The sequence below is a fragment of the Anabaena sp. CCY 9910 genome (assembly GCF_963920875.1).
GTDB lineage: Bacteria > Cyanobacteriota > Cyanobacteriia > Cyanobacteriales > Nostocaceae > Trichormus > Trichormus variabilis.
In genome coordinates, this window is the sequence record NZ_CAWUDJ010000027.1 from 70039 (window position 1) to 95158 (window position 25120).

The window sequence follows — 25120 nt, forward strand, 5'->3', positions numbered from 1 at the left end:
GTAAGTCTTAAAAGATTCACTCGCTCTCTAATCCAACAACATGACTACAACAGCAGTCAATCCCTATCTAGAAGGTAATTTTGCACCTGTTCATCAAGAAATTACCACTGACAACTTAAAAGTTATCGGCGAAATTCCCCCTGATTTATCAGGGATGTTTATCCGCAACGGCCCGAACCCCCAATGGACACCCATCGGACAATATCACTGGTTCGACGGTGATGGAATGTTACATGGTGTCAGAATTAGTAATGGTCAAGCTACTTATCGCAATTGCTACGTCCGTACTCAAAGATGGCAAGTTGAACATGAGGCGGGTAAATCCATCTGGAAAGGATTTATGGAACCACCCCAGCCAGAACTCCCCAGTAGAAACACTGGTAATACTGCCCTTATCTGGCACGCAGGAAAACTATTAGCATTATGGGAAGGCGGCGCACCTTACGCAATTCAAGTTCCCGATTTAGAAACCATAGGTGAGTATACTTATAATAACCAGCTAAGTTCTGCTTTTACCGCCCATCCTAAGGTAGACCCAGTGACAGGGGAGATGATGTTTTTTGGCTACTCATTTGCACCACCATATCTGCATTACAGCGTGGTTTCCGCCACCGGGGAATTGGTGCGAACAGTACCTATAGATTTACCTATGGGGGTGATGATGCACGACTTTGCTATCACCGCCAACTACACAATTTTTATGGATTTGCCCTTGACCTTTAGTGTAGAACGGATGCAACGGGGAGAACCCATGCTCATGTTTGAGAGCGATCGCCCTAGTCGCTTTGGTATTCTACCCCGTCATGGCGACAATAGTCAGATTCGCTGGTTTACAGCTCCCTCTTGCTACGTTTTCCACACTCTCAACGCCTACGAGGACAAAGACGAAGTAGTACTTTTTGCCTGTCCTATGCGTTCCACCACCGTCCTAGCTTCCCCAGATTCCCAAACAGACCCAGAAGCTGACATTCCCCGTTTACATCGTTGGCGCTTTAATCTCAAAACTGGGAAAGTACATGAAGAAATGCTGGATGATGTCGCCTCAGAATTTCCCCGTATCAATGAAAATTTCTTAGGACAAGCAACGAAATATGGCTACACTAGTCGGTTAGCAAAAAGTTCTATACCTTTGTTTGAGGGTTTAATTAAATACGACCTCAGCAATGCTAAGTCCCAAAATTATGAATATGGACAAGGACGTTATGGGAGTGAAGTTGTTTTTGTACCTCGTCCTGGTGCAACAGTTGAAGATGATGGTTGGTTAATCACTTACGTTTATGACATGAGTGAGGATAGTTCTGAATTAGTCGTCATTAACGCCCAAGATATTAATAGTGAACCGATAGCGCGAGTGCTACTTCCCCAACGAGTCCCTTACGGTTTTCATGGTATCTGGGTTACTGAAGAACAGTTGAATTTTGGGAGAATATAACTATATAGGACTAGTATTTGATTTCTGAAATATACGTAGGGGAGCTACTGCGTTGGTGAAGCAGTACGGTCTTGGGGTTTCCCCAAGTGGAGTAACTGCTGAAAGGGTTTCCCGGCTTGGAGCAAGTGGCGTTGAGCAATGCCCACCGTATCATAGTTTTGGTGGGCATTACCCACCCTACAGATACTTAAATATTTTCAAAAATCAAATATGATTCCTATAGGCAGTAAAGCTACCTTTAAACCTCATTTTTTCCGATAAAACAAAAATGGGTAGACTCGATAATATCAAAACTAGGTGTTTAAATGACAATTACAAATACAGAAACTACTAGTTTAAAAGAATTTTTAAAACTTCCATACATAGATGAGTCACCAGCATGGGAGTATATTAACAGTCAAGTGATTCAAAAACCTATGCCAGGGGGAAAACATAGCCTTTTGCAGAAACGTTTAGTTGCAGTGATTGATACAGCAAGGAGTGATTATGAAGCTTTTCCCGAATTGCGTTGTACCTGCGGTAATCGTTCAGTAGTTGCAGATGTGGCTGTAGTTGCTACCAATCAAATACCATTAGATGATAGTGGAGATATAGTTAGCACTGGCATCAACTTCGCACCAAATTGGGTAATTGAAATCCTCTCCCCTGACCAAAGCCAAACTAGAGTAACTGGCAATATTTTACACTGTATAAAAAATGGTACTCAACTAGGATGGTTAATAGATCCTAGTGAACGTTCAATTATTGTTTATCAGCCAGCAAATCTGCCTGATTTATTATTTGGCGAAGATGTGTTACCTGTATTAGAGGGTATAAATCTGACAACTATTGTTAATCAAATATTTGCTTGGTTGCAACTAAGAGATAAATAAAAATGCTTTGATTTAGTTGAGTAATGCGATTAATTTGACAACTTTTTCTTTAATCTCATCACGCACACGGCGAAAAGTTTCTATTGATTTTCCTTGAGGATCATCAAGTTGCCAATCTTCAAATATATCTCGTAATATCCAAGCTTCTGGTAAATTCACACCACAACCACATAAGGAAATTACTGCGTCATACTCTTCTGGATGGAAATTTTCTAAAGGCTTAGAAGTCTGGCTACTAATATCAATCCCAATTTCTGACATGACTTCTATGGCAAATGGATCTATCTGACTAACTGCTAAACCTGCACTAGTCACAGCGATATTATCTTTACCTAATATTTTAGTAAAGCCCTCTGCCATTTGCGATCGCCGGGAATTATGTTTACATACAAACATGACTTTTTTCATGATTTCTCCCTCTTACAGAAGATAAACAGAAACGCTTTGAAACTACCTCAGTGAAAAGAAGTGATACAGCGTGGATCTCGTAATGTTGCCTTTTCCGGTTGGCGGGGGAACCAAGATGCTGTGCGTTTGCATAACTCGACTAACATCAACATAACGGGAACTTCAATTAAAACACCTACGACTGTGGCAAGTGCAGCGCCAGAGTTCAACCCAAACAGCATCACGGCTGTAGCGATCGCCACTTCAAAATGATTGCTAGCTCCAATTAAGGCGGCTGGTGCAGCGTCTTCGTAGGCAAGATTGAGCTTTAAAGCGGCTACATAACTAATTAAAAAGATGAAATTAGTTTGAATAAATAGTGGTACAGCAATCAATAAAATATGCAGGGGATTCTTAACTATTAATTCGCCCTTAAAGGCAAATAGCAAGATTAAAGTTAGTAGCAAAGCCGTAATAGCAATGGGACTGAGATATTTGAGAAAGCGACTTTCAAACCATTCTCTACCTTTGTATTTAAAAATCCAGTAACGGCTATATATACCAGCGATTAATGGCAACCCGACGTAAATTAGCACCGACAAAACGATAGTTTGCCACGGTACAGTTAAATCATTTGCTGCTAGTAACCACCTTCCCAAAGGTGCGTACAAAAATAGCATTGCTAGAGAATTAACAGCCACCATCACCAAAGTGTGACCTTGATTCCCATAGGAAAGATAACCCCACATCAAAACCATTGCTGTACAAGGGGCTATCCCTAGTAAAATCGTCCCAGCTATGTAAGAATTAGCGATCGCTACTTCACCACCACGAATTAATTCTGTACCTGTAATTAAGGGACGAAACAACCAGCCTAAAAAGAATTGAGAAAAAGCCACCATCGTGAACGGTTTAATTAACCAGTTCACCACCAAGGTAAGAATTACAGGTTTTGGGGTGCGGATTGCATTCATCGCTTGCGTAAAGTCTATCTTTACCATGATGGGATACATCATGAAAAATAGACATACTGCAATGGGAATTGATACTTGATAGACACTGATAGCGTCTAGTCTTACCGCTAACTCTGGAAATAATCTGCCTAAAGCTATGCCAGCAAAGATGCACAAAAACACCCATAATGTGAGGTATTTTTCAAAAAAGCTGAGATTACTTTTGGTTTGTTGATTCAGGCTCATTGCTTTTAATCTCCATCTCCCGCTTTCCAGGCGATCGCTTTACTTGGTTGAGGATCTGGTAATCTCAAGGAAACGATGGCTGCACCTAGTACCAAAAACGCAGATGTCCACAGACAACCAACCAAGCCTAGCCATTGATAGACCAAACCAGATAAAACCGTACCTGCTAATCGACCGCCAGAATTAGCCATATAGTAGAAGCCAACATTCAGGGCTACTTTGTCATCATCGGTGAACGCCAAAACTAAGTAGGAGTGAACCGCAGAGTTGAACGCAAACACCACACCAAACACGAGCAGACCCCCAACTATGGCAAAATTAGCAGGTATACCCAATTGCAAAGCTAAGGCGATCGCAGCTGGCACCGCAGTTAGTGTCAATGTCCAAAATTGAATAGTCTGTGATTGTGGCGGACGACCAGAACCAAATCGCCGAATTAGCGACGGTGCGGACGACTGAATAATGCCATAACCAATCACCCACACTGCCAAAAATCCACCCACTTGGTAAAACGACCAACCTAAAACCTCGCGCAAGAACACTGGTAACGCTACTACAAACCACACATCCCGCGAACCAAAGAGAAAGAAACGGGCGGCTGAAAGGATATTAATTTCTGGACTCTTAGAAAAAAGTTGGCTAAATTTAACTTTCTTCTTAATTTTGCCCATACCTTTAGGCAACATTAACCCAGTAAACATCAGCAGTAACAATCCCCCTGCCATCACAAATAGGGCATTAACAAAGCCAAACAAACCTAACAAGGCGCTACCCACAAAAAAGCCCACTCCCTTGAGAGCATTTTTAGAACCTGTTAATATAGCTACCCATTTAAACAAAGAAGACTGGTCATCTTGGGGAACCACCAAGCGAATCGCACTTTTAGAACTCATCTTGGTTAAATCTTTGGCAATTCCCGAAAACGCCTGAGCTACCATCACGTATATCACAGCTAGCCACTGCACCCAACTAGGATTAAGATATGCCAGCATCACTAAAGAGAAAATCTGTAAGCCAATGCCGGTGTAGAGAGTAACCTTCAATCCTAATTGTGAGCCAATCCAACCGCCTAAAAAGTTGGTGAAAATACCGAATATTTCGTAAAACAGGAACAAAGAGGCGATTTGTAAAGGAGTGTAGCCGATTTTGTTGAAATAAAGCAGCACCAGCATTCTCAGCGCGCCATCAGTGATGGTGAAACCCCAATAGGCTAGAGTTACGAGAATATAGTTTTTGAAATTGGCTTTAGAAGCTGTAGTTGTCATGGGGGCTGGGGATTGGGGATTGGGGATTGGGGATTGGGGATTGGGGATTGGGGATTGGGGAATTTACTTTTGACCTAATACCCGATCCGCGATACCTGATACCCAATTCCTATTTCAGACTTAATGCAACCTTACGAGCGAGTTCAACCATGCGGTTGACGTAACCCCACTCGTTGTCATACCAAGCCAGAATTTTGACTTGTGTTTCGTCTACAACCATTGTGGAAAGGGCATCAATGATGGAAGAACGAGGGTCGTCTTTATAGTCGATGGAGACTAAAGGACGTTCTTCATAGCCCAGGATGCCTTGCAGTGGTGCTTGTTCAGATGCAGCTTTGAGGAGTGCGTTAATTTCTTCGACTGTGGTGGGTCGGGTAACTTCAAACACACAGTCTGTGAGGGAAGCGTTGAGCAGTGGTACTCGTACGGCGATACCGTTGAGTTTACCTTTGAGTTCTGGGTAAATTAAGGCGATCGCTGTTGCTGATCCTGTAGTGGTGGGAATCAGTGATAAACTGGTAGCCCGTGCGCGCCGTAAATCTTTGTGGGGTGCATCGACTAGGGTTTGAGTATTCGTATTGTCATGGATGGTGGTAATAATGCCATGTTTAATCCCCAAGCCTTCGTGAATAACTTTCACTACTGGGGCTAAACAGTTGGTTGTACAAGAAGCAGCTGTTAAAAGGTGATGCTTTTCCGGCTCGTATAAATAATCATTTACACCCATGACAATATTTAAGGCTGATTCCTTCACAGGCGCAGCCACAATTACCTTCTGCACCCCACGTTTGAAATAAGGGTCGAGGGTTGCAGGAGTCCGAAATTTGCCAGAACATTCTAGGACTAAATCAACACCAAAGTCTTCCCAGGGTACATCTTCCGGCTTGCCATACTCACTAAAGCTCAGGGGTGTACCATTAATGAGAATGCGATCGCCCTCTGCTTCTACTTCTGGTGTCCAGCGTCCGTGAACAGAATCAAACTTGAGCAAGTGGGCTGCTGCAATTGCACCACCTTTTATTTCATTAATATGCACAAATTCTAGTTCCGGCCAACCCCATGCAGCCCGCAAAGCCAACCGCCCCATCCTACCAAATCCGTTGATACCAACACGAATTTTCATGAGTTTTCCTATTGTTATTTGTCATTAGTCATTGGTCATTAGTCCATAGTCAAAAACAATAACTATTGACCATTGACCATTGACTATGGACTGTTGACTATTAAAATTGCTTTTGCTTGCGTAATAATTCACTAAGCGTTAAATCAAACTGGGATTTACCAGCAAATACTGTTCCTGCTTTACCTTGATTTAAGTGAACATAATCAATTTGGTAAGCTTCACTTGATAAGGGTACATAACCAACAGCACTGGCAGTTTTCGGGGCTTGTTTAATGTAGAAATCTACAAACTGATAAACTGCACTTTTATGTTTGGCTGACCAAGGATTGACGTAGATAAATAAGGGTCGAGAAAGAGGTTGATATTTGGATTTTTCTACTGTTTCTCGTGATGGTGTAATTGCACCTTTACCATTATCAACTGCTAATACTTTTAAGCTTTTTTGGTTTTCTTCATAATAGGCATAGCCAAAATAACCCAAGGCGTTCGGGTCTTTACTAATACCTGCTACTAAAACTTCATCATCTTCGCTAGCTGTATAGTCGTTACGGCTGGCTTTCGCCTTACCTGTGATAGCTTCTGTAAAGTAGTCAAATGTCCCAGACTGTTTACCAGCACCGTATAAATTCAATGGTCTATCTGGCCAAGATGCGCGTACTTGGTTCCAACGGGTGATTTTCCCTTCCGCCCCAGGTTCCCAAATCTTTTTCAGTTCGGCAACTGTAATATCTTTTGCCCAATCATTTTGGGGATTCACAGCGATAGTTAAGGCATCAAAAGCTACAGGTAATTCTATATACCTGATGCCGTTGCGGTTACAATCTGCCATCTCTGCTTGCGTAATCGGTCGAGAGGCATTATTTATATCTGCTTTCCCCGCACAAAATTTGGTAAAACCGCCACCAGTACCGGAAATACTCACTTGAACTTGGAGATTATTTTTGGAGTTTGCTTGAAACTCTTGAGCGATCGCCTGGGTAATCGGATAAACTGTACTTGAACCGTCAACTGTCACACTCGCTACGTTTGTTGAGTTAGCAACCTCTGTGACTTTCGCTGAATCCTGAGTTTGAGCCGAGTTATTAGATGTAGCTGTGCAACCACTGACGACAGCAAAAATCCCCAGCGTGAGAGCCAATTTCTCTGCTGTTGTTTTCATTTACCCCACCTTTATGGTGATATTTAGGTATGTCTATATCATTTCAAAAAAAATTGATATGTCAACCAAGGTGGGGCTACTGTACATAAAAATTCATCAAAAAAAGTTGATGTATCAGTAAAGGTTATTAATTAGGGGATTGGGGATTGGGGATTGGGGATTGGGGATTGGGGATTGGGGACTGGGGATTAGGGGTATAAATGTTTGAAACCCCTAATCCCTTAAACCCTTACACCCTTAAACCCTTACACCCCTACACCCTTACACCCCTATACCCTTACACCCCTATACCCCTACACCCAGTCTCAACAGAAAATCTGGGTGCGTAAGTCCTATATCATTTCTATTTCCCAAAACCTTTACCCCGGCTGGTAGAAGGAAGACAGACGCAGTTTTCTAATTGAGTGAGTAAAGTTTCACGGTCTAAATTTTGACCAATCAATACTAATTGGTTTTTAGGTGCGCCTTTCCATTCCTCATCATCTAAAGTAAAGCGTTTACCACATAGGTGGAAAATGTGACGCTTGGGACTTTCATCAAACCACATAATCCCCTTGGCTCGGAAAATATTTGTGGGAAGTTGGTTATCTAGAAAGTATTGAAACTTGCGAATTGAAAATGGTTGATCACTTTGGAAAGATATTGAGGTGAAACCATCGTTTTCTAAATGGTCGGAGTGGTGATGATGGTGTTCGTGGTCGTGGTGGTCGTGACCGCAAGTTGAATGATCATGCTCATGGTCATGATGATCATGCTCACAAGCTGAATGATCATGGTCATGGTCATGGTCGTGATGGTCGTGACTATGGTCATCGGCTGTATCATAATACTTATCCGACTCAAATAGACCCACACTTAAGATTAAGGGGAGGGGAACTTGCGATCGCTTCGTTCTTAAAATCCTCGCACCTTCTTTAACTTCATTGATTTTTCTTTCCAAATCATTCAAGCTGGCTTCATCAACCAAATCTGTCTTGTTCAACAGAATTACATCACCGTAGGCAATTTGGCTGTAAGCTGCTTGTGAGTTAAATAAATCTAAACTGTAATTGGCTGCATCCACTACAGTAATAATCGAATCCAATCGGGTTAAATCCCGCAGTTCTGTACCCAAAAATGTTAGGGCTACTGGTAAGGGATCAGCTAGTCCAGTTGTTTCCACAACTAAATAATCTAGCTTTTCTTCCCTTTCTAAAACCTTGTATACAGCATCTACTAAATCATTATTAATAGTGCAGCAAATACAACCGTTACTCAGTTCCACCATATTCTCATCGGTGGAAACGATTAACTCGTTGTCAATGCCGATTTCTCCAAATTCATTGACCAAAACGGCAGTTTTTAAATTCTGTTGATTGCTGAGAATATGATTGAGTAAAGTTGTCTTGCCACTACCGAGAAATCCAGTAATAATCGTGACTGGCATTCCTTGTTTGGGAGCATCCATTGGTTGAGAATTATCGGTGACTGCTGATTGCATAGCAATATGGGCGCAAAATTAGAAGATACGACAGGACTTTCAGGGCAGCTTGTTTCGAGCGGAATGGCAAAATGGTAGCGGAGATAGTCCAGAAAACACTAGCATAGGGATGCTGGAATATTTGTCCAGCTGCTTTATCCTATTATTGCCTATCTCTTCCAAGTTACCGTGTTATGACCCTAACGATTTACAATACCCTCACCCGCCGTCAAGAACCTTTGGAAACTGTAGAGCCAGGTAAGGTTAAGATGTATTGCTGCGGTGTGACAGTCTATGATTATTGCCATTTGGGTCATGCACGTTCCTATATAGTTTGGGATACGATTCGGCGTTATTTGATTTGGCGTGGTTTTGAAGTTAAATACATCCAAAATTTTACCGATATTGACGATAAGATTCTTAACCGTGCCAAAGAACAAGGTTCAACAATGGTCGAGGTGTCGAACCGCTTTATCGATGCCTATTTTGCAGATATCCGCCGTTTAAATGTCCTGGATGCGGATGAATATCCCCGTGTGACTGAGCATATTCCCGAAATTCATCAATTAATCCAAATTCTGGAGGAAAAAGGCCTAGCTTACGCCGTTGCTGGAGATGTCTATTATCGTGTAGAACGCTTTCCCAGTTATGGCAAACTCTCTGGCCGAGAGTTGGAACAAATGCAGGCTGGTGCTAGTGGTCGTGTAGATGGGGAAGATTCAGAACCTAAAAAACAACATCCCTTTGATTTTGCCTTGTGGAAGGCAGCAAAACCAGGGGAACCAGCATGGGATTCCCCTTGGGGGCCAGGTCGTCCGGGATGGCATATTGAATGCTCGGCGATGATTCGTTCTAAGCTAGGGGCAACAATTGATATTCATGGTGGTGGTGGAGATTTAATTTTTCCCCACCATGAAAATGAAATTGCTCAGTCTGAAGCAGCCATGAATCAGCCATTGGCGCGTTATTGGACACACAATGGTATGGTGATGGTGAATGGTCAAAAAATGTCGAAATCTCTGGGTAATTTCATCACCATTCGAGAATTATTAGATGGGGTGGGTACCTGGAAAGGCGACCCAGTAAACCCAATGGCTGTAAGATTGTTTGTCTTGCAGGCACATTATCGCAAGCCTCTAGATTTTACAGAAGAAGCGATCGCCAACGCCGAAAATAGCTGGAAAACCCTGAAGGAAGGTTTACTCTTTGGCTATCAGTACGGTGAAAAACTCGGTTGGGGTCAAGAATCCGCAATTATCCCTGAACTCACCACCCGCTTTCAAGAATTAGGCGATGATGACTTTAATTTCTCTGGTGGGTTGGCGGTACTGTTTGAATTAGCCAAAGAACTCCGCCGCGAGGGTAATATCCTCGTCCATGAAGGAACCACCAAAACCCCCAGCGATGAACTCCAACGCCAATGGAATACCCTTGTCACCTTAGGTAAAGTCTTGGGTTTAGAAGCAACACCAGATGATGAAACCCTGACACAAGCAGGTCTGAGTGATACAGATATTGAAGCCCTAATTGAGCAAAGACAAGCAGCCAGAAAAAACAAGAACTTTAGCGAAAGCGATCGCATCCGTAATGAACTACAAGCACAAGGTGTAACCTTAATTGATAGCCCCCAAGGTACTCGTTGGCATAGGAATTGAATTATGTGGTCTGAACTTACACAAGCGATCGCTAGTTTTAAAATACCTGCCGATTGGATCGGTATTAGGGTAGTAAAGGAAACTGCTGCTAACCATTATGTCCGTGATGGTTTACCCCAAAGTAACGGTAAATCAACCACAGTGGGAGCCATGTTAGAAGTTTTGGTGAATGGTTCCTTGGGTTATGCGGCTACCAACTCCCTAGAATTACCATCCTTACAAGCGGCGGCTGAAATCGCCTATAAACAAGCACTAGCAGCCAGTCAGTGGGGCATATATCCCTTCCGTGAAACTGAACGCCCCAAGGTTGTGGGTGAATATAACTCACCATTTTTAGAACCATTGGATGCTCTCAGTCCTGGGGAAATTAATGATTTGTTGGTGCGAATTTGCCACACCTTAAAAGTGGACGAAAAAATTGTCCAAACTACCGCCAGCGCCTCCACCAGTGAAAAACAGAGTTGGTTTGTCAGCAGCAACGGTTCTGAGGTATATCAAAAATTCTTGTCCATAGGTACTCATTATGGCGCGATCGCTCAAGATGGGGCGATCGTTCAACAACGTAGCAATAACGGCTGGCAAGCACACTGTTACCAAGGTGGACTAGAACTGTTAAAACAAGATCACCTATGGCAAAGAGTACAGCAAATAGGCGAACAAGCCATAGAACTCTTAACCGCCGAAGAATGTCCAAGCACCCGCACCCATTTGGTTTTAGCCCCAGACCAAATGATGTTACAAATTCATGAAAGTGTAGGACATCCCTTAGAAATTGACAGAATTTTAGGCGATGAGCGCAACTACGCCGGTGGTAGCTTTGTCAACACCAGTGACTTTGGCAAACTAGTCTACGGTTCGCCATTAATGAATATCACTTTTGACCCCACCGTTGCCGGTGAATATGCCAGCTATGGATTTGATGATACAGGTGTAGTCGCCACAAGGGAATATGTCATCAAAGAAGGTGTACTAAAAAGGGGTTTAGGCAGTTTAGAAAGCCAAGCCAGAGCAAAAGTTCCAGGGGTAGCCTGCGCCCGCGCTTCCTCATGGAATCGACCACCAATTGACCGCATGGCAAACTTAAACTTAGAACCAGGAAACGTCTCCTTTGATGAGATGATCAGTGATATAGAACATGGCGTTTATATGGAATCTAATCGTTCCTGGTCAATAGACGATCGCCGTTATAAATTTCAGTTTGGCTGTGAATATGCCAAACTCATTGAACATGGTAAGCTAACCAAAACCCTTCGTAATCCTAACTATCGAGCCACAACACCAGAATTTTGGCACAGTCTAGTAAAAATCAGCGACGATGCTAACTGGCAAATGTACGGCACACCTTTCTGTGGTAAAGGCGAACCCAATCAATCTATTTGGGTAGGACATGGTTCACCTGTTTGTGTATTTGCTGATGTAGAAGTTTTTGGGGGAGGGTAATGAAAAGCAGGGGAGCAGGGGAGCAGGGAGCAGGGGTAAAATCACTCTACTTGTGGGGGAGGTTTCAACCAACGCTTAAAAGGGGAAACGAAGCTTTCACGCCACAAGGGATGAGGTTTGTACCTATAGTTTCCCCTACCCCCTGCCTCTAATCAATCAGTTCAAAATACCCTACGGGAAGCTAAAGCTACAAAATTCAAAATTTCATGTTGCCCTCTATTCCTTTTTGATATCCATGAAAATTGAGGAAGTATCTACTTTAGAATTTAGTTTTAATCAACTATTAGAAACTCTCCTAGTTAAAAAATTAGAAAATGAACAATTCACTGTGAAACTTAGCAGTGAACGTAGTCAATTTACTCGCTTTAATCAAGCCAAAGTCCGCCAAACTGGTTTTGTGGCTGATGGTTGGATTGAACTAACTTTGATGACAGACCAGCGCAGCAGTTTTCGTCAGTTTCCTTTTACTGGAAATTGGGAGAAAGACTGGCAATCAGCATATCAAGCTTTACAAGAACTCCGGGGTGAATTGCCTTTATTACCAGTTGATCCTTATCTAGTTTTACCATCAGGAAATAATACTAGTCGGGAAACGCATATAGGTAATATATTGCCAGCAGAAGCAGTAGTAACAAATGTATTAGAACAAGTTAGGGAGTTAGACTTTACTGGTATCTATGCCGGGGGTTTAGTTATCAGAGCCTATGGCGATTCTAGTGGACAAAAACATTGGTTTGCTACTGATTCCTTTACTTTAGATTATTCTTTGTTTATTAGTTCTGGGCAAGCAGTTAAAGGTACATTTGCTGGGAGTAATTGGGATCAAGAAGCTTATTCTGTCAAAATTAGTGAAGGGAAACAGCAATTAAAACTGCTAGCAAATCGAGCTAAAGAAGTACCGAAAGGACAATACAAAACTTATTTTGCCCCGGCGGCTGTTGCTGATTTATTAAGTATGCTTTCTTGGGGTGCAGTCAGTGAAGCAGATATCCAACAAGGTAATAGTGCATTAGCTATTCTCTCACGCCAAGATAAACAACTTTCCCCTAAATTTAGTTTGCGAGAAAACTTCCAACTGGGTTTAGTACCGCGATTTAACCAACTGGGAGAAATGGCTGCACCAGAATTATCAATAATTGACAAAGGAATTTTAGTCAATACCTTAGTTAATTCGCGGACTGCTAAAGAATATCAAAAAATTGCCAACGGTGCGAACAGTTCGGAAACCTTACGTGCGCCAGAGGTGATACCAGGGAATTTAACTTATGAACAAATTCTCCCCAGTTTAGATACAGGCTTATATGTATCCAATTTGCATTACTTGAACTGGAGCGATCGCCCCACAGGTAGAATTACAGGTATGACCCGTTACGCCTGTTTTTGGATAGAAAACGGTGAGATTGTCGCCCCCATTGAAAACTTACGCTTTGATGAAAGCCTGTATTGCTTTTGGGGAGAAAATTTAATAGACTTTACCAACATTCAAGAATTCATTCCTGAAGTAGGAACCTACGAGAGTCGTCAACTAGGAGGTAGTCTGGTTCCTGGGATGCTGGTCAATGATTTTACTTACACCTTGTAGCCATATTCATCTATCAAACTGAATCACTATATTTAGGCTGTTGTAACCATTGCCTATATGTGATCATTTGTTTTAAATAGACGGCTCTTATGGTGGTAATAAGCTAATAGACGATATCAATTTACAATCAATTAGTTTGTATTAATCTTGTATGAAACTTGCTTAAATTGTTCTTTGGTAATAGAGTTTATCCCTTGTACTTGGGAAGAATGAGAGGAACGACGTGTCGTAATACCTACTCAATATTCAACCTATTGTCATGCTAACTCCACTTTCAAAAAAAACGGCGATTTCGTTACCCGATCAACCACTCCAGCAAGAAAATATTAACCTGAAACTGATTGTAGAAGGGATTGCATCTCAGGTTGGTGAAGCCTTCTTCCAAGCTTGCGCTCATTACTTGGCTGAGGTACTCCAAATTCAGTATGCTTTGATTGCAGAGTTTATTGATGATGAACAGCCACGAGCTAGAGTTTTGGCATTTTGGAAAGGAGAGGAATTTGGCCCCAATTTTGAATACGATCTGGCTGGAACTCCTTGCGGGGTTCTTTATCAAGAAGGTCTTCAGATTTACCCCGATTGTATCCAAAAAAAGTTTCCTGATGACCTAGATTTAGTTAACTTAAATGCGGAAAGCTATCTAGGCGTTCCAATTTTAGATCCTCAGGGTAAACCTCTTGGACATATTGCTGGCTTACATATTAAACCATTAGAACGCAGTTACGAAGAACAAGAGGCTATTTTAAAAATATTTGCTGCTCGATCCGCAGCAGAGATTGAGCGCCAATTGGCAGAAACAGCACTTAAACAGCAAAATATTCACTTAGAACAAACTCTCAAAGAGCTACATAAAACCCAAATACAACTAATTCAGGCAGAAAGAATGTCTAGTTTAGGACATCTTGTCGCAGGTATTGCTCATGAGATAAATAATCCCATTGGATTCATTTATAGCAACATTACCCATACTAGAGAATTTATAAATATTCTTTTAGAACTGATTGTGGCATATCAATCAGAATATCCTAATCCTTCTATCTCCCTGCAACAGAAAATTAAAGAAGCCGACATAGAATTTTTACAAAAAGATGTTGCTAAAATGCTTAAGTCTATGGAAACGGGAAGCGATCGCATTCGGGATATCGTCCTGAGTTTACGAAATTTCTCTCGTCTTGATGAATCAAGCAAAAAATCAATTGATCTGCATGAAGGGATAGAAAGTACTTTGCTAATTCTGCAACATCGACTGCAAGCTAATGAGCTTTTACCAAAGATTCAAATAATTAAAAAATACCAGCCACTTCCTAAAGTCAATTGCCATGCTAGCCAGATAAATCAGGTATTTATGAACATTTTGAGTAATGCAATTGATGCCTTACAGTCTGCCTCTAATACAATTACTCAGCCAAGAATTGAAATTAAAACAGAAGTAATTTTTCCAGAAAATACAGTCAGAATTTCTATTAGTGATAATGGAATTGGTATAGATGAAATATCAATATCCCACATTTTCGATCCTTTTTTCACCACTAAACCCGTTGGATCTGGCACTGGTTTAGGACTTTCTATCGCCTATCAAATTGTAGTTGAGCAGCATCGCGGAAAATTAAACTGTATTTCTACTCCAGGACAGGACACGAAATTTGAAATAGAAATACCTATTTAAAGGAAATAAGATTCAGCGACTAGGTAGAACAGGGTAAATAATTAAAGTTTTGTAGTATACTCTTGCGCTTAAGCTAGTCACTGCCAATATTATATAGAGTTTTACGCGCAACTTTTTTTCTCGACACGCTATGCCGAATGCAGAGAGAACTTTAGTTCTCAAAAAAGGACTAAAGTCCTTACTACAAAACTAATCCTAGTGTTTTTACATTACTTAATATAGGTTTTTCAAGTCGTTCTACTTACTAGACAACATCAAAGATAAGAAAAGAAAAACAGAGCTGTGGGCTACGGCGAGGGCTGGCTAATCGCCCGTTTGATAGTTTCTGCTGGCATAATTGTCTTTATAGCCTTTTTTATCCTAGTGAAGTATAAACGACAATAATTAAGCGCAGATGGACACAGATAGACGCGGATAAATTTGTACCTCAGCAGACTAGGAAACGCTATATTGCATTGAGGGTTAAGTTAAATTGCAGCTTAAATTACAATTTTGCCAAACTGATTAGCTAATTTTTATAATGTATATTGTGTGAGAATATTGTTTGATAAATTTGCGAAAAAATTAGTCTTTTGGGTACAAGATATACAAAATAATATTGAGGAATTAGGCTATCTTCATATCTCTTACCTCAATCTTATTTCCTAAATCAGGTTCATAATTATATGAAGATAAATTCAAAATCTAGATTTATTGATTGAGGTAAAATCGACTTGTCTTGTGGTTACAAATGGAGTCTATAAGCAATAAATAAGCCTCTTGAGGCGCATCTGTTTCACTAAAATTGTGTGTGTTGCTATATAATATTGGCAAATTTAGTACATCCTTTTACAGTAAATTAGTCAAAAACACTATGAATCAGCAAGTACAAGTTATTAAACTCAGTGGAATTATCAATACAGCAAATTCACAGGAACTGCGAGAAGAGATTACCCATCTCCTGAATAGCGGCACAAAAATTGTTTTAGTTGATTGTCAGGATGTGATTTTTATGGATAGTTCCGCCTTGGGAGCTTTAGTGTTAGCTTTTAAAACATTGAGAGCAGCAGGGACAAAATTATTTCTCTGTTCGATTAATGAACAGGTAAGAATATTATTTGAGTTGACTGGTATGGACAAGGTATTTGAAATATTTAATAATCAAGATGAATTTAATGAAATTATACTGGCGAATAGTTAGTCAAACTTAACTTGTAGGATTGATAAATCATCTTCAAACGTATCTTTGGGATTCAAAGCGGTCAGGCAATTTAAGACTTGATCAAGTTGATAATCATCATTATGATGTACGCTAGCGAGTATCTGAATGAAAGCATCTAAACTCCAAATTTTGCCATCTGATTTAGTAATTTCATAAGCGCCATCACTGAAGATATACAAACTGCTCAATTTTTCGACATTGCAATAAGCATCAACATATTGTGCTTCTGGAAACATACCAACGGGCATTCCTGGGGTTCTTAAAATTTGCACTTCCGTACTAGCTGGTGATGTTCCAGATATCAAAATTGCAGGTGGATGACCAGCGCTAGCATAAGTTAGCTGTCGTTTGATGCGGTGATAAACACCATACCAGATAGTGAAGTATTTATCATTTTGATAATTCATCTGGAAGGTTTCATTAAGATTTTTCAGTACATCGCTGGGTTGATAATAATTGAGATTTTTCAGGGCGCGAGAACGCAGTAAATTAAGAACAGAAATTGAGGGGAGAGCAGCTTTTAATCCATGTCCGGCTGTATCTAGTAGATATAATGCCAAGCAATCGTCATCCAGCCAGTAATAGTCAAAACAATCACCACCGAGTTGACGAGAGGGGATGAATCGAGAATTGATGCTGATGGGTTCATTTAGAGGTTCTGGTAGAAGCGATCGCACATATTCGGCGGCTTCTGCTAGTTCTTCTTCTAATAGCAGCTTTTGAGTCCGCAAATCTCGACTTAATTGATGCAGTCGCAATCCGGCTCTCACCCTTGCTTGCAGTTCATTTTGCTCAATCGGCTTGGTGATAAAATCATCAGCACCAGCATCTAAACCTTTAACGCGATCGGCTACAGAGTCTAAAGAGGTGAGCAAGATAAAAAATGTAGTGGATAGATTCGGATTTGTCTTGATGCGATGGCAAACCTCCAAACCATTTAAGCCAGGCATGATCCAATCACAAATAATTAGTGCTGGGCGACTAGTTAATGCTTGAGTAATTCCTTCTTCACCATTACTCGCAGTAACTATTTGATAACCCTGTTTTTGTAAAATTCTTTTTAGTAATGTTTGAATTGATATATCATCATCAATTATTAAAATTTGAAACATAGTCAATAGTCATTGGTCATTGGTTATTGGTCATTGGTCGTGAGAGATATACTATAGTATTCCCTCCTCCCTTTTGCCTCCTACGGTGGTGAAAGAGGATTTAACCACAAGAGGATGGCACGATTTAGCTGATTTAAGTCACGATAGACTTCTTGTTTGAACCACTGCCCTAACGCATCAAAGGGGGTGAATGATGACCCTGTTTGCCATTTGACATCTTGACCTAAGGGTGTAGTGTGTGTTCCTGGTAAAGTCTGGGCTGTCACCATTTCTGGAAAGCGTGTTTGTAAGATTTTGGTTAAAGCGGCTGATTGATCCAGGTTATCGTTATTAAATTTGATTAATAAGTTGCGCCGGATATTGTAACTTTCCTGCACGAGTTTGTTTGTTTCCAAAGGCGAGGGAGTAAATTCGATCGCCAAAGTAGTATTGAACTGTTCCACTAAGGGTATAGCATCCTTAGCGGCATAGTTGTTGAAAGAGATTAAAATATTACCCGCCCGTTCCACAGGGAAAAGACTGCCAATAAGTAAATGGAGTTTACACCCCATGCTATGTCCGATTCCGTAGGTAGGTAAGTAGAGCTTGCGTAATGCCCCAGAATCATGCAATCTTTCTATTGTGCGTTCAAAGTTTAATAGCACAGAGTCGGCGATCGCAATATGATCCAAAGTATTTACAAAAGGCGTGGCAATCACTACATACCCTTTATTACCCAACTGTTCTAGTAGCCAACGATATGTCAGATGGGGTGCTGTGGCAACAAACGCACCTCCCAAGAAATGAATGATCCCGACTGGATTACGGGGGACAAGCACCCAGTTACCTCTAATTTCTTTCCAATCCATCCCTGTAGGCGATCGCTTAATTTACACTTCTTTATGTTAGACCCTGGATTAGTCATTTTCCAACCAGAACCCCATTCAGCAATTACCACAACAAGAATAGGAATAAGCTGTTACGCATTTAAATTGTATATTTCGCACTCAGGTTGTCAAAAGTCCACCCTCCGGGTGACGCTCCTAACGTCGCTACCGCTACGCTAACGGCAGTTCGCAATCGACGGGAACCGCCAAGACTGCGACTGCCTCACAGTCCACAGTTCAAGCTAGCCTTTGACTCTTGACTATGGACAGCCCTGACGCAAGAATATTTGTTCTAGTGCGTATCACCTTATTTCTCTCAATCACTTCCAATACTGCTTGGATAAAACAATCTCAAGACTTTTGTCACATTTTATAGATTAGATTGACTTTGTAAGCTTTTCATTTCATATTGCACATCTAAAGCAATTTGTAATGCTTCATTGAGTAACCTGCCATGCTCAGTGGCTTGTTCTGTCACTTGCATTGCGGTTAAAGTGGCTAAATTATTAGTAAACAATTCTGTATTACTGAGAATAAAATTCTGATTTTCTCTTAATATTCTTTCTGTTTTTAATGCTCTAATTAAATCGGTTCTTGTCAGTTTCAGGGCATCGATAACTTTTTCTCTTTCCTTGATGCTTACTCCTGTATTCCCTGCATCTTCTATCTGGTCATTAATATCTATAGCTTTAATCACTGCATTGTATCTATCAACATCATTTAAGAGTATTTCTAGAGAATTTGTCAGATTTTTTCTCAGGATTTTTTGCTGGTTACGCCACCAGTAATATAAAAAAGTCTGTGTACTGACAACACCTAAAAAACTGAAAATTATTAATAATAACCAGGATGGCATCTCTATCCATGCGGCAAATACTTTGATAAAAATATCAAATATTAAGTATGCAAAAATAAATACAGAAAAACTCAGGAAAACTACTGTAGCTCCTTCAGAGCCTTTAATCTGAGTTATAATTTTTCTACAAATCTTTTTAAAAATGTTCCTGATAGTAATTAGTTCTGATTTCACAGGTAAGTTAGTCAAATTTTCTAGTTCTCTATGACTAATCTCCAAATCTTGTAAATCATTACGCACAGCTTTCCCCAGGTTGAACAAAATAGTTATTTAGTACAATATAACAACCTATTTTCAGGATGTCTGAGGTTGCTGTAATTTTGTCTCAAAATTTTTATATTATTAATAACTAAGCTAAATAAAAAAGTAAATACCGATGAAGCAAGTTCCACAGACCTTGTATGAAAGTAGTCTTTCCCCACTCCCCACTTTCAAGCCAGAAGTGATGAGTCGGGTGGTGTGTTGGCTCTCCTCAACCGCAGGAGAAGTACGGCAAGGGACGGAATTGGCGCGTTCATACCACATATTTCCAGCCACTCAACAATGGCTAGAGTTAGGGTATTTGGCGATCGCCGATGTGGTAGTCTTACCCTACGTGGCCTTAGCTGGCGATGGCGAAATTCACCTAACTAGCGGCTTAGGAGGAGATAATGACACGTAAATTTGGTGAAATTGCCTTCACTCCAGAAGTACAAGCAGCCCAAGAAGAGCGCGGCTCACGGCAGACCTATGATCGCTATATTGCCAATGGCCCTGCTAATGACACCATCACCCCCAACATTGCCAAATTCATCTCTCAACTGGAAGGGTTTTACCTGGGAACCGTCAGTTCCAATGGCTACCCCTACATCCAGTTTCGCGGGGGGTCACCTGGTTTCCTCAAGGTGCTGGATGAAAAGACGCTAGGCTTTGCTGATTTTTCGGGTAATTTGCAGTACATTACCGTCGGTAATTTATCCAGTAATGACAAAGCATTTCTGTTTTTGATGGATTATCGTCATCGCCAACGCATCAAGATTTGGGGTAGAGCCGAATACATTGAAGGCGAATCTAGTTTACTAGAGCAAGTAAGAGTTGCCGATTATCCCGCACAGGTGGAACGGGCGATTCTATTTCATGTCGAAGCCACAAGCGAGAATTGTCCCCAACACATTCCCCTCCGCTATTCCGAAAGAGAAGTTAAAGCAATGATGGCACCTTTAGAAAATCGGATTGCCGAATTGGAACAGCAGTTAAGTGAGCAAAATTCTTCTTCAAAGACTGGAAAGCAACAGCCAAGTAGAGACTGAAAAGCATTTTCATCTTTGGTGGTGCAACTTGTTTCATCGGGACTGACCTTTTAAATCGGATCTATTCGGTTACGAACTGTTGTAAATTGTGGATTATAACAATTAAATTTAAATCCACTCATGACATCTATCACCCCCTCAATTCAATTTTTCGCAGGTATTTTTGAAGAATTAAGTAATGTTAGTTTGCGGCGAGAAGTCCGTACTGGCAAACGCATCGTTATGATGAAGTTTAATCAACTGCAAGCGATAGAAGGATTCAACAGCTTTACTAAACAATCCTTGAATTCTCTATTGTTAACCGATGAAGAAGGGGAAATTAGCGTCACCCCTTCCGCTACAAGATTTATTTTTGGGGGTGATGAAGGTGATGAATTACAAGGAGTAGAGTGCAAATTTGAAGTTGAGCGTGATGATCATTGGGAACGGTTCATGCGCTTTATGAACCGTTACGCCGAGGCTAATGATATGGAATATGGAGAACGTTAGGTTGAGATATTTGTGAAAACAGCCTTGGTTTGCAAGTTTCCTGTAGATTCATCTGCTCATGAAGCGCTTTCCTTAAATAGCATCCATAAACTGCTTTACTTTGTCAAAGATTGTCTGATCTGAGATTTTTTCAGCTAGTGTTTGAGCATTGCGATAACACAATAGAGCTAACTTTTTGCGTTTTGTGGTGACGTATAGGTTACCCATATTCAACAAAGTCGAAATTTCTCCAAGAGAATCTTCTAGTTGTTGATAAATAACAAGTGCTTGTTTGTAGAATTTCAGTGCTTTGCGATGACTGCTCAATTTAGAGTAGGTAAAGCCAATGTTGTTGAGAGTAGTGGCTTCCCCTGGAAGATCGTTCATGGACTGGCGTGTTAACAAAACTTGATGGTAGAGTAACAGGGCTTGTTTGGGTTGTCCTAAGTCTAAATAGATCGAGGCGATGTTGTTCAGAGTTATGGCTTCACCCGCTAAGTTCTTGACTGCTTTTTGAATAGGTAATGCTTGTTGAAGATAGTCTAGTGCTTTCCCAAACTCACCTAAAACACTATAGGCGAATCCAATGCCATTGAGTGTGGTGGCTTCACCAGAAAGGTCTCCTAACAAACGCCGCATTGCTAAAATTTGATTTTGCAGCAAGAGCGATCGCTTGGGTTTACCCGATCTGATGTAAATTAGCGCCATATCATTGAGGGTGGAAACTTCACCCTGAGTATCTTGTAACTCTCTGAATATTTGCGCGGCTTTCTCAAAATACTCTAAGGCCTGGGAAAGTTTGCCGAGACGACTGCAAGTAGAACCTAGATTGCTTAAAGCCGTGGCTTCTGCTTGGATATTACCAATCTCTACAGCTACAGCCAAGGCCTGATGGAAACAATCTAATGCTTTTTGCGGTTGCCAACACCCAAGATATGCTAGACCAATATCGTTCAATGTATGACCTTCTCTAGCTCGGTCTGGAATTGCTCTAGCTAGTTGTAAATTTTCCGTTACCAAGTCAAGATATTCTGAAAATTTCCCCTGTTTGTAGTAAATATTAGCTTCGTTACGGCGTTCTTCCCAAACTTTGACTCGATTGCAAGATTGCGTCATTTGACCTCAGTTGTACTGCATATAGATTGGCAGGTTACTCTTGAGCAGATAGAACCTTCCTCAGGTTGCCCAACTTTAAGTTAACCTTTATTTTCTACCTTTAGATACAAGACGTAAAGAGATCAAGATGGTATGGTATCGGGATTATTAAAGCAATAATAAGATATCGAGCGAGCAAAGTATATCTTTATTAGCAAATATGTTCTATTTTTAAACCTGCATCTAGCTCAAGTAGTGAAGATATTTGATAACAATAAGCCGCCGATTCCAGTAGATGAACACAGACTTTTATCAGCGTTCATTGGTGTGTATCGGCGGTGATTATTTCCGCTATTTTTGCCAGCAGTATGTGATTTAAGCTGTCACAGTTGCTAATGCTTTTTCCAATAATTTTAAGGCGGTGTTGATTTCTGCCTCTGTGACAATTAATGGTGGTACAAAACGGACAACCTTTGGCCCGGCTGGTACTAACAATAAGCCTTCGTTGATGGCAGCTTTGACGACATCAGCAGCAGTTAATTGAATATCTGCGGCTAATTCCAAACCGTTAATTAAACCCCAACCGCGAACTTCTGTAAGATGATGGGGATATTTAGCAGCGATCGCTCTTAACCCACTCCTTAACTGTTCTCCTCTATCTTCCACGTTCTGTAAAATATTCTCCCTTTCCAAGGTTTGGCACACAGCCAACGCTACACCACAGGCAAAGGGATTACCGCCAAAAGTGCTGGCGTGTTCTCCTGGTTGGAAGACATCGCAGAATTTCTTACTCATCATTGCCCCAATGGGGATACCACCACCCAAACCTTTGGCGCTGGTGAAAATATCTGGTTCTACACCCAGATATTCATAACCCCACAATTTACCACTGCGTCCCATACCAACTTGCACTTCGTCAAAAATCAACAAAATGCCGGTGTCATCACAAATTTGCCGCAGCTTTTGGAAGTATTCCACATCACCAGGACGAACACCGCCTTCCCCTTGTAATGGTTCGATGAGAATTGCCGCTACTCGGTAATCTCCCTCATCTAACTCACTAATAGCTGCTTCTACCGCACTGATATCGTTGTAATTTACATAGTGAAATCCGGGTACCAGGGGATCAAAATATTTCTGATACTTTGCTTGCCCAGTAGCGGTAATAGTTGCCAACGTCCGTCCGTGGAAACTGGCATTGGCGGTGAGAATAATAGGCTTTTCTATGTCTAAAACTGTGTGGGCATATTTACGAGCCAGTTTAATAGCGGCTTCGTTGGCTTCAGCACCAGAATTACAGAAAAATACCCGATCAGCGCAGGAGTGTTGAATAATCCATTGGGCTAATTCACCTTGTTCGGGAATGTAGTACAAATTAGATACATGGTGCAGCTTTTGGATTTGGCGCGTTACGGCTTCTACCATAGCTGGGTGGGCGTGTCCTAGTGTACAAGTGGCAATCCCCGCCACAAAGTCTAGGTATTCTCTGCCCTGGGTATCCCATACTCGGCAACCTGCACCCCGTTCTAAGGCGAGGGGAAAGCGTCCGTATGTGGACATAACAGATGCGTCAAAGCTATCTGTACTAAAGGGGCTAGATGCAGCAGAACCTGACTCTGGGGGGTTCGTGGCTTGCTCAATGAGAGTTTGTAGGCTCACTAACGCTCCTCCTGCGGATTTTTGATTGTATACTTACCTACTAGTTTCCTAGAGTTTCTTAAAAATAAATTTTTATTTATTGTGTTTCTTACTTTCTCTTGAGCTTAACATTATATATCCTCAAACCTGTGGCAATAGTGGAAAATAATTTTGTATTCAACTCTTGAACAGAAATACCAACGCATCCAAAAAGAGTTAATGGCCGGGGCGATCGCTCTCGGTGGTGTATTAATTCTCGGTACTTTGTGGTATCGGTTTGTCGAGGGTTGGTCATGGGAAGATGCAGCTTACATGACAGTTATTACCTTAGCTACCGTGGGATATGGTGAAACCAACCCCCTTGGTAGTCGTGGACGCTTATTTACTATTGCCTTAATTTTGCTAGGTGTAATCAACCTTGGCTACATCGTCAACAGGTTTACAGAAGCAGTTATTCAGGGTTACTTTCAACAAGGTATTCGGCTCAGACAACAGAGGCGCTTAATGGAATCCTTATCAGAACACTACATCATTTGCGGATTCAGTCGGACTGGTCGCCAAATTGCCAAGGAATTTCGGGCGGAAGGTGTAACATTTGTGGTGATTGATTCTGATGCTGACTCCATTGAAAGGGCGCAAGCGGAAGGGCATACAGCATTTCAAGGAGATGCCACACTGGACGATACTCTCTTGAGAGTTGGGATTGAAAGGGCAATTTGTTTAGTTGCGGCTCTCCCTTCTGATGCAGAAAATTTATACACAGTCTTATCAGCAAAAACACTGAATCCGAGAATTAGAGCGATCGCACGAGCCAGCACCGAAGAAGCTCTGCAAAAATTACAGCGAGGCGGTGCAGATGCCGTCATTTCCCCATATATCACAGGTGGGAAGCGGATGGCAGCCGCCGCCCTCAGACCGCAAGTATTAGACTTTGTAGACGGGATTCTTACAGGTGCAGACCGTCAACTTTACATGGAAGAATTTTTACTCGACCCGGCCTTATGTCCCTTCGTTGGTCAAAGCTTGCAAAAAGCCAAACTGCGATCGCAAAGTGGGGCATTAGTCCTCGCTATTCGTCGTCTAGATGGTATGCTGATCGGCGGCCCCACAGGAGATACAGTGTTAATGCCAGGAGACACTCTGATTTGCATGGGTACAGCCGACCAACTGCGTACCCTCAACCAAATTCTCGGCCCAATTGGTTCTCAGCAATTACGTAAACCTAAGAATATTTAAAAGGGTGTGAGGGTGTAAGGGTGTGAGGGTGTAAGGGTGTGAGGAAAAGAAAGATTTACCCCTAAACCCCTAAACCCCTAAACCCCTAAACCCCTAAACCCCTAAACCCCTAAACCCCTA

At 41.5% G+C, this 25120-nt stretch carries 23 protein-coding genes; 11 read left to right on the forward strand and 12 right to left on the reverse strand.

All coding sequences use genetic code 11. The annotated features are described in order from the left end of the window. Window positions 1–40: 40 nt before the first annotated feature. Window positions 41–1432, forward strand: coding sequence for a carotenoid oxygenase family protein (locus ACM5QX_RS19165; RefSeq protein WP_414754964.1), 1392 nt, complete (start codon window positions 41–43; stop codon window positions 1430–1432). 44 nt (window positions 1433–1476) lie between these two features. Here ACM5QX_RS19165 and ACM5QX_RS19170 read toward each other — a convergent pair whose 3' ends face one another. Next, a complete protein-coding gene (locus ACM5QX_RS19170) occupies window positions 1477–1608 on the reverse strand; it encodes a hypothetical protein (protein WP_414754965.1) in 132 nt (43 codons plus the stop codon). 129 nt (window positions 1609–1737) lie between these two features. Here ACM5QX_RS19170 and ACM5QX_RS19175 point away from each other — a divergent pair, with 129 nt between their 5' ends. Further along, on the forward strand, window positions 1738–2304 hold the full coding sequence (locus tag ACM5QX_RS19175) for a Uma2 family endonuclease (protein WP_414754966.1): 567 nt from the start codon (window positions 1738–1740) through the stop codon (window positions 2302–2304). A 12-nt stretch (window positions 2305–2316) separates the two neighbouring features. Here ACM5QX_RS19175 and arsC read toward each other — a convergent pair whose 3' ends face one another. The 6 genes from arsC to ACM5QX_RS19205 all read right to left on the reverse strand — a co-directional run bounded on the left by arsC (window position 2317) and on the right by ACM5QX_RS19205 (window position 8917). Continuing rightward, the gene (arsC, locus tag ACM5QX_RS19180; protein WP_414754967.1) at window positions 2317–2712 is read right to left on the reverse strand and encodes an arsenate reductase, glutathione/glutaredoxin type; all 396 of its coding nucleotides are present in this window, start codon (window positions 2710–2712) and stop codon (window positions 2317–2319) included. A gap of 47 nt (window positions 2713–2759) precedes the next feature. Next, the gene (gene arsB, locus ACM5QX_RS19185) at window positions 2760–3890 is read right to left on the reverse strand and encodes an ACR3 family arsenite efflux transporter (protein WP_414754968.1); all 1131 of its coding nucleotides are present in this window, start codon (window positions 3888–3890) and stop codon (window positions 2760–2762) included. A 5-nt stretch (window positions 3891–3895) separates the two neighbouring features. Further along, window positions 3896–5155, reverse strand: a complete 1260-nt coding sequence (gene arsJ, locus ACM5QX_RS19190; protein ID WP_414754969.1) for an organoarsenical effux MFS transporter ArsJ — start codon at window positions 5153–5155, stop codon at window positions 3896–3898. Window positions 5156–5264: 109 nt separating this feature from the next. Then, the gene (locus tag ACM5QX_RS19195) at window positions 5265–6278 is read right to left on the reverse strand and encodes an ArsJ-associated glyceraldehyde-3-phosphate dehydrogenase (protein WP_414753406.1); all 1014 of its coding nucleotides are present in this window, start codon (window positions 6276–6278) and stop codon (window positions 5265–5267) included. Between the two features lie 100 nt (window positions 6279–6378). Next, a complete protein-coding gene (locus tag ACM5QX_RS19200; RefSeq protein WP_414753404.1) occupies window positions 6379–7437 on the reverse strand; it encodes a PstS family phosphate ABC transporter substrate-binding protein in 1059 nt (352 codons plus the stop codon). Between the two features lie 343 nt (window positions 7438–7780). Beyond that, window positions 7781–8917 carry a CobW family GTP-binding protein gene (locus ACM5QX_RS19205; RefSeq protein ID WP_414753403.1) on the reverse strand — a complete coding sequence of 379 codons (1137 nt, stop codon included), beginning with the start codon at window positions 8915–8917 and terminating at the stop codon, window positions 7781–7783. Window positions 8918–9090: 173 nt separating this feature from the next. Between ACM5QX_RS19205 and cysS the strand changes: the two genes are divergently transcribed. The 5 genes from cysS to ACM5QX_RS19230 all read left to right on the forward strand — a co-directional run bounded on the left by cysS (window position 9091) and on the right by ACM5QX_RS19230 (window position 16419). Then, window positions 9091–10551 (forward strand): cysteine--tRNA ligase, encoded by a 1461-nt coding sequence (gene cysS, locus ACM5QX_RS19210; RefSeq protein WP_414753402.1) that lies wholly within the window; start codon window positions 9091–9093, stop codon window positions 10549–10551. 3 nt (window positions 10552–10554) lie between these two features. Further along, window positions 10555–11991 carry a TldD/PmbA family protein gene (locus ACM5QX_RS19215; RefSeq protein ID WP_414753401.1) on the forward strand — a complete coding sequence of 479 codons (1437 nt, stop codon included), beginning with the start codon at window positions 10555–10557 and terminating at the stop codon, window positions 11989–11991. A 235-nt stretch (window positions 11992–12226) separates the two neighbouring features. Continuing rightward, window positions 12227–13573: a TldD/PmbA family protein gene (locus ACM5QX_RS19220; protein WP_414753400.1), complete on the forward strand. Its 1347-nt coding sequence runs from the start codon at window positions 12227–12229 to the stop codon at window positions 13571–13573. 259 nt (window positions 13574–13832) lie between these two features. Then, complete coding sequence (locus tag ACM5QX_RS19225) at window positions 13833–15239, forward strand: sensor histidine kinase (RefSeq protein WP_414753399.1); 1407 nt, start codon at window positions 13833–13835, stop codon at window positions 15237–15239. A gap of 853 nt (window positions 15240–16092) precedes the next feature. Further along, the gene (locus ACM5QX_RS19230) at window positions 16093–16419 is read left to right on the forward strand and encodes an STAS domain-containing protein (protein ID WP_414753398.1); all 327 of its coding nucleotides are present in this window, start codon (window positions 16093–16095) and stop codon (window positions 16417–16419) included. Here the strand turns inward: ACM5QX_RS19230 and ACM5QX_RS19235 are convergent. The 3 genes from ACM5QX_RS19235 to ACM5QX_RS19245 all read right to left on the reverse strand — a co-directional run bounded on the left by ACM5QX_RS19235 (window position 16416) and on the right by ACM5QX_RS19245 (window position 19514). After that, window positions 16416–17552, reverse strand: coding sequence for a SpoIIE family protein phosphatase (locus tag ACM5QX_RS19235; RefSeq protein WP_414753397.1), 1137 nt, complete (start codon window positions 17550–17552; stop codon window positions 16416–16418). The genes ACM5QX_RS19230 and ACM5QX_RS19235 overlap by 4 nt on opposite strands. A gap of 80 nt (window positions 17553–17632) precedes the next feature. Further along, complete coding sequence (locus ACM5QX_RS19240) at window positions 17633–18400, reverse strand: DUF1350 family protein (protein WP_414753396.1); 768 nt, start codon at window positions 18398–18400, stop codon at window positions 17633–17635. Window positions 18401–18788: 388 nt separating this feature from the next. Next, a complete protein-coding gene (locus tag ACM5QX_RS19245; RefSeq protein WP_414753395.1) occupies window positions 18789–19514 on the reverse strand; it encodes a hypothetical protein in 726 nt (241 codons plus the stop codon). A 136-nt stretch (window positions 19515–19650) separates the two neighbouring features. Between ACM5QX_RS19245 and ACM5QX_RS19250 the strand changes: the two genes are divergently transcribed. The 3 genes from ACM5QX_RS19250 to psb28 all read left to right on the forward strand — a co-directional run bounded on the left by ACM5QX_RS19250 (window position 19651) and on the right by psb28 (window position 21052). Beyond that, the gene (locus ACM5QX_RS19250; RefSeq protein WP_414753394.1) at window positions 19651–19935 is read left to right on the forward strand and encodes a hypothetical protein; all 285 of its coding nucleotides are present in this window, start codon (window positions 19651–19653) and stop codon (window positions 19933–19935) included. Beyond that, window positions 19925–20563: a pyridoxamine 5'-phosphate oxidase family protein gene (locus ACM5QX_RS19255; protein WP_414753393.1), complete on the forward strand. Its 639-nt coding sequence runs from the start codon at window positions 19925–19927 to the stop codon at window positions 20561–20563. The genes ACM5QX_RS19250 and ACM5QX_RS19255 overlap by 11 nt, the downstream gene beginning before the upstream one ends. Before the next feature lie 120 nt (window positions 20564–20683). Beyond that, window positions 20684–21052, forward strand: a complete 369-nt coding sequence (gene psb28, locus ACM5QX_RS19260) for a photosystem II reaction center protein Psb28 (protein ID WP_010995256.1) — start codon at window positions 20684–20686, stop codon at window positions 21050–21052. Between the two features lie 72 nt (window positions 21053–21124). On the opposite strand, the gene ACM5QX_RS19265 is transcribed toward psb28, so the two are convergent. Continuing rightward, window positions 21125–22147: a tetratricopeptide repeat protein gene (locus ACM5QX_RS19265; RefSeq protein WP_414753392.1), complete on the reverse strand. Its 1023-nt coding sequence runs from the start codon at window positions 22145–22147 to the stop codon at window positions 21125–21127. A 354-nt stretch (window positions 22148–22501) separates the two neighbouring features. After that, complete coding sequence (locus ACM5QX_RS19270) at window positions 22502–23785, reverse strand: aspartate aminotransferase family protein (protein WP_414753391.1); 1284 nt, start codon at window positions 23783–23785, stop codon at window positions 22502–22504. A gap of 150 nt (window positions 23786–23935) precedes the next feature. Between ACM5QX_RS19270 and ACM5QX_RS19275 the strand changes: the two genes are divergently transcribed. Next, entirely contained in the window at window positions 23936–25000 is a 1065-nt protein-coding gene (locus ACM5QX_RS19275) for a potassium channel family protein (RefSeq protein WP_414753390.1), read from the forward strand. Window positions 25001–25120: the final 120 nt, after the last annotated feature.

Bases quoted from the DNA above. Each gene is read 5' to 3' on its own strand.
- ACM5QX_RS19220 (WP_414753400.1), top strand. From the start codon at position 12,227: ATGAAAATTGAGGAAGTATCTACTTTAGAATTTAGTTTTAATCAACTA.
- ACM5QX_RS19265 (WP_414753392.1), bottom strand. From the start codon at position 22,147: ATGACGCAATCTTGCAATCGAGTCAAAGTTTGGGAAGAACGCCGTAAC.
- ACM5QX_RS19200 (WP_414753404.1), bottom strand. From the start codon at position 7,437: ATGAAAACAACAGCAGAGAAATTGGCTCTCACGCTGGGGATTTTTGCT.
- arsB (WP_414754968.1), bottom strand. From the start codon at position 3,890: ATGAGCCTGAATCAACAAACCAAAAGTAATCTCAGCTTTTTTGAAAAA.
- ACM5QX_RS19235 (WP_414753397.1), bottom strand. From the start codon at position 17,552: ATGTTTCAAATTTTAATAATTGATGATGATATATCAATTCAAACATTA.
- ACM5QX_RS19165 (WP_414754964.1), top strand. From the start codon at position 41: ATGACTACAACAGCAGTCAATCCCTATCTAGAAGGTAATTTTGCACCT.
- cysS (WP_414753402.1), top strand. From the start codon at position 9,091: ATGACCCTAACGATTTACAATACCCTCACCCGCCGTCAAGAACCTTTG.
- ACM5QX_RS19205 (WP_414753403.1), bottom strand. From the start codon at position 8,917: ATGCAATCAGCAGTCACCGATAATTCTCAACCAATGGATGCTCCCAAA.
- arsJ (WP_414754969.1), bottom strand. From the start codon at position 5,155: ATGACAACTACAGCTTCTAAAGCCAATTTCAAAAACTATATTCTCGTA.
- ACM5QX_RS19215 (WP_414753401.1), top strand. From the start codon at position 10,555: ATGTGGTCTGAACTTACACAAGCGATCGCTAGTTTTAAAATACCTGCC.
- ACM5QX_RS19175 (WP_414754966.1), top strand. From the start codon at position 1,738: ATGACAATTACAAATACAGAAACTACTAGTTTAAAAGAATTTTTAAAA.
- ACM5QX_RS19250 (WP_414753394.1), top strand. From the start codon at position 19,651: ATGAAGCAAGTTCCACAGACCTTGTATGAAAGTAGTCTTTCCCCACTC.
- ACM5QX_RS19230 (WP_414753398.1), top strand. From the start codon at position 16,093: ATGAATCAGCAAGTACAAGTTATTAAACTCAGTGGAATTATCAATACA.
- ACM5QX_RS19225 (WP_414753399.1), top strand. From the start codon at position 13,833: ATGCTAACTCCACTTTCAAAAAAAACGGCGATTTCGTTACCCGATCAA.
- ACM5QX_RS19255 (WP_414753393.1), top strand. From the start codon at position 19,925: ATGACACGTAAATTTGGTGAAATTGCCTTCACTCCAGAAGTACAAGCA.
- arsC (WP_414754967.1), bottom strand. From the start codon at position 2,712: ATGAAAAAAGTCATGTTTGTATGTAAACATAATTCCCGGCGATCGCAA.
- psb28 (WP_010995256.1), top strand. From the start codon at position 20,684: ATGACATCTATCACCCCCTCAATTCAATTTTTCGCAGGTATTTTTGAA.
- ACM5QX_RS19195 (WP_414753406.1), bottom strand. From the start codon at position 6,278: ATGAAAATTCGTGTTGGTATCAACGGATTTGGTAGGATGGGGCGGTTG.
- ACM5QX_RS19240 (WP_414753396.1), bottom strand. From the start codon at position 18,400: ATGGATTGGAAAGAAATTAGAGGTAACTGGGTGCTTGTCCCCCGTAAT.